The sequence below is a fragment of the Colwellia sp. BRX8-4 genome (assembly GCF_014077345.1).
Taxonomy (GTDB): domain Bacteria; phylum Pseudomonadota; class Gammaproteobacteria; order Enterobacterales; family Alteromonadaceae; genus Colwellia_A.
In genome coordinates this window covers 59661-71180 of sequence record NZ_JACGVS010000021.1, presented here as the reverse complement: position 1 = coordinate 71180, position 11520 = coordinate 59661, and the positions used below count along the sequence as shown (strand labels likewise).

5 protein-coding genes are annotated in these 11520 nt (G+C 34.4%); all 5 read right to left on the bottom strand.

All coding sequences use genetic code 11. The features are described from left to right. Positions 1-113: 113 nt before the first annotated feature. Complete coding sequence (locus tag H4J56_RS15950; protein ID WP_182259591.1) at positions 114-977, bottom strand: hypothetical protein; 864 nt, start codon at positions 975-977, stop codon at positions 114-116. Further along, positions 970-5712: an ATP-binding protein gene (locus tag H4J56_RS15945; protein WP_182259590.1), complete on the bottom strand. Its 4743-nt coding sequence runs from the start codon at positions 5710-5712 to the stop codon at positions 970-972. The genes H4J56_RS15950 and H4J56_RS15945 overlap by 8 nt, the downstream gene beginning before the upstream one ends. Positions 5713-6356: 644 nt before the next feature. Then, the gene (gcvP, locus tag H4J56_RS15940; protein ID WP_182244978.1) at positions 6357-9248 is read right to left on the bottom strand and encodes an aminomethyl-transferring glycine dehydrogenase; all 2892 of its coding nucleotides are present in this window, start codon (positions 9246-9248) and stop codon (positions 6357-6359) included. A gap of 243 nt (positions 9249-9491) precedes the next feature. Next, the gene (gene gcvH / locus H4J56_RS15935; RefSeq protein WP_070374238.1) at positions 9492-9881 is read right to left on the bottom strand and encodes a glycine cleavage system protein GcvH; all 390 of its coding nucleotides are present in this window, start codon (positions 9879-9881) and stop codon (positions 9492-9494) included. Positions 9882-10065: 184 nt separating this feature from the next. After that, on the bottom strand, positions 10066-11154 hold the full coding sequence (gene gcvT / locus H4J56_RS15930) for a glycine cleavage system aminomethyltransferase GcvT (protein WP_182213933.1): 1089 nt from the start codon (positions 11152-11154) through the stop codon (positions 10066-10068). Between the last annotated feature and the right edge of the window lie 366 nt (positions 11155-11520).

The window sequence follows — 11520 nt, the reverse complement described above, 5'->3', positions numbered from 1 at the left end:
TTCAAAAATGTTTTGCCAGTGTTTGATTTTTTGCTGTTTATTCATAATTACCTCATGTTAATTTACTAAGATAATTATGCGCAGGCTCGATTAATATTGGTATGTGGGGCTAATTACGCGCTTACCGTATAATAAACTACATCAGGGATTATTTTTTTAAGTTTATTGAAATAGTCTTCTCTTAATATCAAGTCACAACCTTCTAGCTTTGCAATATTTGAGTCTATCCCGACAAATGAAGCGCCATTACCAATTAACTTTTCTCTCCAACTTCTAAATTTTAAAACAACCTCACCATTACTATTTAATGCCCTTAGTCCATTGTTGTAATTGTCTAATTTTAGTCCAAGCATATTTAGTAATTCACTGTTCATCCATAAAACGGTCTGAGCTTCAATGCTACTAGTATTTATACAAAACCCTTGTATAAAAGGTTTATCATAGCAATAGATGTTATCCCAAATATCATGAGTCTGTGGCCAATCAAATAATGGATTCACCTCTACTTCATATGGAAGTAACCCCTCAAAAACCATGGTACCTTTTTTCGTGCTTTTTCTCCCATGTTCTTCTATATTCAACTCTTTTTCAAATCTTGATATTATTACAAAGTCATCTTTATAATCAGGTTCTTTAAAACCTGCGACCGAATCAGAGGGTTTTATTATATTTGGTCTTTGGATTAAAGACTTAGAAGTGGCAATAATTGTCTTTATATCTAGTTTATTTTCATTTTCAAAAATCACAGAACCTTTATATTCCTCATACAAGTATTTGCAAACATGTTTAAACACAACACTTTCTATACATGAGTTAGAAGAGTACATTTTGTGAGAATTATTACCAAAAGCATTGATTTCATTCTCATCAATATTTTTTACTACCTCATTTGTTATTGCATCAGTATCGATACCAATATTGGCTAAATAAACAATATACTTACTTCTTTTTATACTCCCTATAAATTGATCACTCATGGTTTAATCCTTCAAATATATCTAGCAAGGTATTATGGATATATAGGTTTTCGATGATAAAAGCGTTATTTAATTCATCCTTAATGCTACTCAAAAATGAAGGATGCTTATCCATTTCGATTAAGAAAAGTTCTAATATACTTGCAACGGACAATTGATGAAAACGCTCTATATTATTAAAAAACCACCTAAATGGTTTTATTAATAATGTATCATCGTGCTTCATGAGATAGCTAATAGCTACAATGATATCCTTTTGTACAAAGGTATCTAAGTTTTTTGTTTTACTAAGAATTACTACTATAGCGAGTTCATCATGATTCATATCTGAAATTTCAGTGCTCTCTACATTTTCCCATTTGAAATCATTCGTATCTGGTAATCTATTTTCAATAAAATCAAAACTACTTTTGTACATTGATAAAATAGACTCTCCTTCTAAGCCTGCATGTTCAAATGCAATAATTAGGTTGGCGGCATATTTATATAAAGAATTAGACGTGGAAAATATTTTATGCAGAGCTTTTGCTAATACTATTAGTGATTCGTCTTTATCGATTTCTACTGCTTTTTTTAGTGATACTTTATTTACAAAACTTGAAAACCAACCATCCTTAGAATAAGCAAAATTATTAATGAATAGAAAAATTTTAGTTTCATCCGACAGAGGCAGTTGCTCAATTAAAGCCTGTATTTTATTAAAATGTTCTTCGGTATCACTTGGAAACCTCTTTGTTATAATTGAAATTAATAACTCTCTAGTAAGTTGTTCATTCCTACTTTCTTGAAGATAAAAATAAAGGTAGTTACAATCTGTATTGCATAATTTATCTTTCTTATCATAATGTTCTATTAACTCAGAATCACTTTTATCTCGTAATGAAGTCTCTATGCAAAGCTGTTTAGTTAAACTATCACCTAATTTTTCATTTTCATAAGTACTAGTTGATGCTTCATTTTTTGACCTTTTATTACAAGTTGGGCGGGTTATTCCGAATAGATCCTTCAATTGATAAAATTTAGTCTTCGTTTTATTGCTTATTTCATTATCGGAATAAGTCCAATCTCTGATTGATAAGTTGATTAAAGAGAGTTGAGCTAACTTCTTATCTATATTTTCTAGCTTAGTAATTACATCCAAAAAACCATTTAAGTAATTATCTTTAGTATTTGTTGGGGACAATTTATATAGAAAATTAAGAATTATAGGGTCAACAGAATGACTTTGTTGCAGATAAACAACAAACATGTAATCCAGCTTCCAAAAATACTCATTCGTTAGAAACTCATCAACTAAGTACATAGTGGCTAGCTCATAATCAACACTCAAAAGCTGCTCAAACCAGCTTATAGCCAACCATCTAATGCCTTTACCGTCTTCCGTATGCTTCATTGCAGCATCACTTAGGTACTTCAGCTTTCTAGTATATTGCTTGGCGAAGTCTGGATTAATGTTATTAATAGCAGGTAATGGCTCGATAAGCTCTGTCAAGGTTGTATCTTTACGAGAGGTGTAACTAGTAATTAGCAAAAGAGCCTTTTTCAGTTCGTCTTTGGCTTCATTAACCATTCCTACTTTTCCATAATAAATGGACTTCCTAAATGAGTAGTCTGCATGCTCATAATATTCATCGTTTTCTGCTTTATCAAACTGATCATAGGCATCAATAACCAAATGAATATTTTTATCATTTAGGAATTTTTTCTCTATTATGGGCAGTATTGGATGTGGTATTTTCATCAAATCAGAGATTGCTTCTTCCCATGACTCCTTTGATACTATATATCTTAAAGATCGCTCAATAGTAAGCTCAATTAGGCTACTATGAGTATGAGTAAAAGTTACTGCTCTAGGTTCTCCTTTAAAACGATCTGTATCGTTAGCTAAAAATTTAATATTTCCTAGAATTTCTTTTTCTTTGTTTGTATCAGCGCAAGTATTTTCAATTATAAATAACCTAATAAAATACTTTATCCAATTTCGTACGAAATTGTGTGAGGGTATTCCTTCTTCAAAATCAATTAATGCTTCTATATCGGACTGTGCGTGTCGTTCAACATTAACGTAAAACTTGTCTAATTCATTGTTTTGAATATGTTCATCAATAAAACTTAAATCTAAAGGCTCTAATTTAGAACGTGGCTTATCATCAGTAATAAATATTCTTTGCTCGCAATTTGTTCTATCTAGAGCAGAATTAACCCTAAGTGCGACCGTTTTACCTTCATCGATATCAACGCTTTTATAATGATGAAGTATCACCTCAAAACCTTTAATCTTAAACACTTCTTCAATAAAAATTCTGAGGAAATCAGAGTATTCATCAGGTAAAATAGAATTGAAAATTCCATCTAAATCATTATTTCCTTGAACCTGATAACAAATGAAATATTTAAAATCTTCTAATGCAACGTTACTCTCAAATAGCCTATTTATTTCTTCCCAATATGGTGAGTATCCATATTCTTGTAATATGGTAAAAGCTTTGGCTGTAATTCTGTCACTATAATTTTTTTCGCCATTAAAAAATAAAAGAGCATTAGCTTTTTCTGTCCCATAGATAGAACAAATTGCTTCAAAATATAGCTCGAAATTATCTAAAAACTGACTATGGTTTTCTTCAGAGTTTGTAGTTGAAATAGCTCTATGCAACTCACCTGAATAAATAAAAAGAGGCCAGTCTTGTGATTTCTCAGCTACATGTAAAAAGTTTCTATAGTTATTCTGTATTAACGACTCCGAATGACCGAAATATAGACTTTTAGATAAGAAGCTGTTCTCTGCATACTTATTAGCTTCCTCATACTGTTCTGATAGGATTAGGTAATTTAATAAATATCTGTAAGATTTATCATTTTCGTAAAAGCCATTATTACTCAGCCAATTTATTATGAATTCATATATATCTTTAATGTCAGCTATAGAAGACAGTTTTTCAATGTTGAACCTCCTAAAACTATCATGATATAGCTTTACCCCTCCCCTGGAGCTATTTTCCGATATAACAGGAGCTAATACTTTCATATCAGAATTAAAATGATGCTTCATCGGTATTATTTCTTTGAGTTCTTTTTTACTAACAGCGAACTCTAAGCAAGATAATATTTCAGAAGTTGTATTATTGCCTATCTGATTTGTTAGATATTCATAATAATTTTTTAGGTTAAAATCATATTTAGGCAGGCTATCGATAAGTTCATCAGTAATAGTTTTATAATCATTAAGAGTCTTTAGTATATAAGTCAAATAAAGTGGGCTTCCTTCACTTTTTTCATGAAGTAAAATCGATAGGTTTTGATCATTAATCTGAATATCTTCATATTCAAATCTCCCCATCAGTTTCTTAGTATTTTCTATATCCCACTTAGGTAATTGTACTTTTATAAATTCATAACTTTCTGTTAAAACGTCAATTTCGTCCGTAGGCTGAGAACCTAATATAATACTGACGTTATTAGGTAGTTCGATCTTTGAAATGTATTCAATAATCCTTGTCTTTTCTTTAGACAAAGTAATTGAATTTTTTAAAGCCCTATTAATATGATCTAAACCGTCAACGATGATTATTATAGGTTCTTCAACAGCAGCTAATAATAAGTTTAATTCTTTCAGGTTAGAGGCGTATAGTTGATGTTTTTCTTTTTTTACCTGCGGAAAATATTGTTCAATATCACTTATTAAGTTACCAAAAAAAACATCTGAGCTAACTCTCTTATCAAAAGAGGAATCTTCTGTACTCGTAAAACAATAATGTCGTATTACCGTATGATTATTAGTCGTCAAATATTCAATTAAGTTTGTTAAGAACCATGATTTTCCTGAACCGGGTTCACCGAGCAATAATGTTTTATTGTTAGCAATAACATTTTTAATGAATAAGCTATTTTTTTCATCCGATGTAATATTTTTATTTTGGTCAATCTCGAATTTTTGCTCTATTCTGCCAAAATCGGTTCTTACTCGTAGTTCACTAAGTATATCTTTAGCTGAAATTCGAGCAGAGCGTGTTCTATAAGCTCCAGAGGTTTTAGCCAATCGTTCTAAAAAGTCAGAGATATAAATATCATCATTAGGGTATTGTTCAATCCCTAATTTTTTGGCTTGTTCTTTTAATATTTCTTCTAACTGGCTTGGTCGATTAAACTTTAAACTTGCTTTAGGTAAGTTGACTTCAATAAGCAAATCATTACAAAAAGTATTAAATTCACTTCTATCTGTATTATTGTCTTTTACATACTGGCTTAGACTCTTCCAACGATTAAAGTTATCTGGGCTCTCTTCCCATAGACGATCAAGATTAATTTTAAAAACCTTTGTTGGAAAATTACTAAATGATGATCTGTCAGGCTGTAACTCTAAAACCCTTGTAATATCTTCGTCAATAGGTTCGTCCCAAGCTAAGCATAATCTAAATTCAGTATTAGGTGTTTTAAGGTTTCTCCACGTTTCAAATAATTTATGGATTGCTATTTTGTAATGAGCATCACCTGAAAGGTAATCTTTTATTAGTACTTTTGATACAGCTTCATTACTATATTTAATTTGCTTACGTTGTATATCAGCGCCATTAGTAATGACTAAGTCATCAAATCTATCAGGGATATCTCCTGTAGTATTCTTTTTATCGATTAAAAAAACACTATCAAGATTACCATCTAAAATTTCTTTCAAAATAAAGTAGCTTGTTATCAAATCTTGGTAGTCATAGCCTTCATGTGCATTATTTAAACTCAAACTTTATCTTCCGTGTTATGTCATTAATCTAGATAGTAAATTTAAACCATCAACTTCACTTAATTGGTCATTTGTATTTTGAGGTTAACAATATTATGTAGACATCTCAGTAACTTCCATCTTCTTGATTGCCAACTAATTTATACCAAACCTTCCCCATTTCAAACCGATAATTACTATACATTCTATTATTTCCCATAAAACATCGATATTACTTAGAAGCCTCAGTAATACTCTTGCCTAACATGCAGATTAATGAACATAACTTTAAACAGTTAAGATCAATCACGGCCTGACCGATCTGTATTATTAAGACTAATAAATAATATGATGCTAAAAACTCATTAGGAGAGATGTAGAAAAGGTTTACAGTCTAATGTCTCCACTCTTAAAATGAACATTACAACAGAGTAAGCCATTACAGACTTACCTTTGTGTGTTTTCTAGAGCTATGTTTCATAATTTTAATTATAGGTAGTCACAAACTTCATTTTCAATTTACGATAATATTGACGAATAAAAAAAAAGACAAACCTAAGTTTGTCTTTTTATATCAGCTTTATGTTAGTTAACCAACTTCATTAAGATAACCATCTTCATTAAATCGTTAACCAACTTAATTAACGATCCTCAACATCAAAAAACTAGTCTTGATAACTTTCAATTGGAGGGCATGAACAAATTAAGTTACGGTCTCCGTATACATCATCGATGCGATTAACTGTTGGCCAAAATTTATTTTTGGCTGCAGCAGGAACTGGGAATACTGCTTCTTTAATAGAATAACCACGTTCCCAAGTATCAGTAATATCCGCTAACGTATGAGGAGCATTATGTAATGGGTTGTCGTCACTTGACCATTCACCCGATTCAACTTTACGTACTTCGTCGCGAATAGAAACCATCGCTTCAACAAAACGGTCAAGTTCAACTTTTGACTCAGATTCTGTAGGTTCAATCATGAAAGTACCCGCTACTGGGAACGACATCGTAGGTGCATGAAAACCATAATCAATTAAGCGTTTTGCTATATCAACTTCACTAATACCTGATGTGGCTTTAAGTGGACGTAAATCGATAATACATTCATGAGCAACACGACCATTTTTTCCTGCGTATAAAAGTGGGTAATGTTGGCTTAACTTTTTAGCTAAATAATTAGCATTAGTAATAGCATATTTAGTCGCATCTGTTACGCCCTGCTTACCTAGCATTGCACAGTAAAGGTAAGAGATACATAAAATACCCGCACTACCAAATGGTGCTGCTGCAACGGCTCCATTACCTTTAGTACTTTCATTAACGTTAATTAATGCATGATCAGGCAAAAATGGTGCAAGGTGTGCTTTAACGCCGATAGGTCCCATACCTGGGCCACCGCCACCGTGTGGAATAGCAAACGTTTTATGCAAGTTTAGGTGAGAAACGTCAGCGCCAATATAGCCTGGCGACGTTACGCCTACTTGTGCGTTCATGTTTGCACCGTCAAGATAAACTTGACCGCCATGTTCGTGAACGATGTTACAAATTTCTGCTACTGTTGTTTCATATACACCGTGCGTTGACGGGTATGTGATCATAATACAGGCAAGATTGTCGGCCATTTCGCTTGCTTTAGTACGCAGGTCGTTCATGTCAACGTTACCTTCTTTATCACAAGCAACAACAACAACTTTCATACCAACCATTTGCGCAGACGCAGGGTTTGTACCGTGGGCAGAAGATGGAATTAAACAAATATTACGATGTGCATCGCCACGACTTTCATGATATTTAACAATCGCGATTAAACCCGCATACTCGCCTTGAGCACCAGAGTTAGGTTGCATTGAAATGTTGTCGTAACCCGTTAGTTCAACTAACCAATCGCCTAACTCGTCAATCATTTGCTTATAACCTTGAGCTTGGTCAATGGGTGCAAATGGGTGCATGTTAGCGAATTCAGGCCATGATACTGGGATCATTTGTGCTGTTGCATTTAACTTCATCGTACAAGAACCCAAAGAAATCATTGAATGGTTCAATGCTAAATCTTTGTTTTCTAATCTTTTGATATAACGAAGCATTTCTGTTTCGCTGTGGTATGAATTGAATACCGGGTGAGTCAATATTTCAGATTCACGTACTAATGCTGCAGGAATTGAAGAATGACCGCTACTGACTATTTTGTCGTCAAGGTCGCTAACGTCTAAACCATGGCCTGCGCCTAATAATATATCGAATAAACCAGCAATATCAGTACGAGTCGTTGTTTCATCTAGAGAAATACTAATTTGACCCGCAACATCAGTGCGGAAGTTAACACCTGCAGCTAGTGCGCGTGCAACGATTTCTTCTTTATTATCTAAATTGAACGTTAAGGTGTCAAAGTAGTTAGCATGAATAGCTGTTAAGCCTTTTGTGGCTGTACCTAAGCATAAAATATCTGCGAAACGATGAATACGATTAGCAATGATTTTCAAGCCCTTTGGACCATGATAGACCGCGTAAAACGCCGCCATGTTAGCTAAGAGTACTTGGGCAGTACAAATGTTTGAGTTAGCTTTTTCTCGGCGAATATGTTGTTCGCGAGTTTGCATTGCCATACGCAATGCAGCGTTACCACGGGTATCTTTAGAAACACCAATAATACGACCAGGCAATGAACGTTTGTATTTCTCAGAGGTAGTAAAAAATGCAGCGTGTGGTCCGCCGTAGCCCATTGGAACACCAAAACGTTGGCTTGAACCAATAACGGCATCAGCACCTAATTCACCCGGTGCTTTTAACATCACTAAACTCATGATATCGGCGGCAACCGCAACAATACCTTTGTTTGCGTGAATTTTTTCAATTAACTCACTAATGTCTGTAATTTCACCCGATGCACTTGGGTATTGTAGCAAAGCACCAAAAACATCATGGTCAGCGGCTTCATGAGCAGGAGCAACGATAACGTCAAAATCAAACATTTCTGCACGTTGTTTAACAACGTCGATAGTTTGTGGATAAACATCACTTGAGATAAAGAACAAGTTTGATTTTTTGTTTTTAGAAACACGTTTTGCTAATGCCATGGCTTCAGCAGCCGCAGTTCCTTCATCTAATAATGAAGCAGAAGCTAGTTCAAGACCGGTAAGGTCGATACACATTTGCTGGTAGTTTAATAATGATTCTAAACGACCTTGAGCAATTTCTGGTTGGTAAGGCGTGTAAGCCGTGTACCAGCCTGGATTTTCTAACACGTTACGCAAAATTACGTTCGGTGTTAATGTGCCGTAGTAACCTAAACCAATGTAGGTGTCGTTTACTTTGTTCAAGCTTGCAACCGCTTTTAAATCACTTAAGGCTTGCGCTTCTGTTTTACTTTCTTCAATCGCAGGCAATGCTGATAAACGAATATCACTTGGTACGATTTCATTGATAAGTGCGTCAACCGACTCTGCGCCAATGTCTTTTAACATCGCTTGAGTTTGTTCGGCATTAGGGCCAATGTGACGACGAATAAAGTCTTGAGTTTGCTCTAAATAAGCAAGTGATTTTGATTGAGTAGTCATAAAACAGCTTCTCTTAAGTGGGTAATTAATTTACTGGGTCTTTAGTTACGGCGTAACTAAAATAAAGCCCCAAACAAGCAGTTGGAGGCTTAATAACAGATTTCGTAAACAGCTAGCTTTTTGGTAAGGCGCTAAATTTATCAGTCTTATAAGCTTAATAAGCCTTTAGCTAAAGGCTATTAAGCAAGTGAGATTAGACGAGTATCAAAAGCAACGCAGCATAAAAGCTAAATGTGCCCGAAATTAGTCTTCGTCAATAGAATTCGCGTAACCTTCAGCATCTAATAAAGCATCTAACTCTGCTTCATCAGCTAACTGAACCTTGAATAACCAACCAGCGCCAAAAGCGTCTGAGTTAACTAATTCAGGAGAATCTTCTAAGTCTTCATTTACTTCAATAACTTTACCTGAAACGGGTGCGTAGATGTCTGAAGCTGCTTTTACAGATTCTGCTACTGCAACGTCGTCACCAGTACTGATTTCGTCATCAACATCAGGTAATTCAACAAATACCATGTCACCTAATAAGTCTTGTGCATGTTCAGTGATACCAACTGTAACTACGCCGTTACCTTCTTGACGTACCCATTCGTGTGATGTTGCATATTTTAGTTCTGAAGGAATGTTGCTCATTTTTTATTTTCCTGAGGTTAATTATTGTTTATCGTAAACTCAATTTCAATTGTCGCTATTGGCTAACAATTAAATACTATAGCTTAATTATTCTTCTATATTGGACAAGCGCAAATAGATTTACCCTCGACCAACATTGTCATTCTACTTGCTTTTAAAACAAATTTTTATGATTAAAAATTAATTAAAAAACTTTTTTGCCATTGCGAACAAAGCCAGCTTTGATCACTTTAACGTTAACTAATTTTTTACGCATTTCTACTTCAACAGTGTCGCCTAAGCTTACGCTGCGAGGAACACGAGCCATAGCAATACTATGACCTAATGTTGGCGAGAATGTACCTGAGGTAATAATACCTTCACCAAATGGCGTAATCACTTTTAAGCCAGTGCGTAATACGCCTTTTTCTTCAAAGACTAAACCAACAAGTTTAGGTTGGTCGCCAGCAGCTTTTTGGGCAGTTAATACTTCACGGCCAATAAAGTTACGATCTGTTGGTTCCCAGCTAATGGTCCATGCCATGTTAGCCGCTAATGGCGAAACAGTTTCGTCCATATCTAAACCATAAAGATTCATGCCTGCTTCTAAGCGCAAGGTATCACGAGCGCCTAGACCACAAGGTGCAACACCTGCGTCGAGTAATTTTTGCCATAAATCTGCTGCTTGGTCTTCTGGAACCACTATTTCATAACCATCTTCACCGGTATAACCCGTGGTGGCAATGAATAAATCGCCGGCTTGAACACCAAAGAATGGCTTCATACCTTCAACAGCTTGAGTTTGCTCTGGTGTTAATAGTGAAGCTACTTTAGCTTTAGCTTGAGGACCTTGCACGGCAATCATGCCAAATTCAGGACGTTCGGTAATTGTAATGTCGAAACCAGCCGATTGTTCATTCATCCACGCTAAATCTTTTACGCGCGTTGCTGAATTAACAACCAAACGATAATAAGTTTCAGTGAAGAAATAAATGATCAAATCATCAATAACACCACCTTCGTGATTGAGCATACCGGTATAAAGGGCTTTACCTTCAACGGTTAATTTTGCAACATCGTTGATCACTAAACGGCGTAAATATGCTTTGGCATCAACACCTTTAATATCAACAATGGTCATGTGTGAAACATCAAACATGCCGGCATCAGTTCGAACAGCATTATGCTCTTCTATTTGCGAGCCGTAGTTAATTGGCATTTCCCAGCCGTGAAAATCAACTAGTTTTGCGCCAGCTTCAATATGCTTAGCATGTAATACGGTTTTATTAGTCATCGTATGTATTCCACTTTAATTGTTGAATTCACCATTAAGCCAAGCTTAAAGGTAGTATATTTACAAAATAATTGGCCAGATTATAGCCGCGCAAAGCAACCTATTCAACTAAAAACAAAGAAAACAGTCAATAATACAAATTTTAAACCAGATAAATATTTTAATCCAAATTTAATTTTTAAAACCACATGTTTTGAAAATTATAATCAGTTTTACTTCGTAAAAAAATAGAATCTTGGGTTTTTATTTTGTGTTTTTTACTGACATTTTTTTTCAGGAAAACTTATTAATTTAAAAGCTAATAATATCAAAAGGAAGGAGGAATATTAGGACGTTTATAAAATTATTTTTCATCGATTAACCATA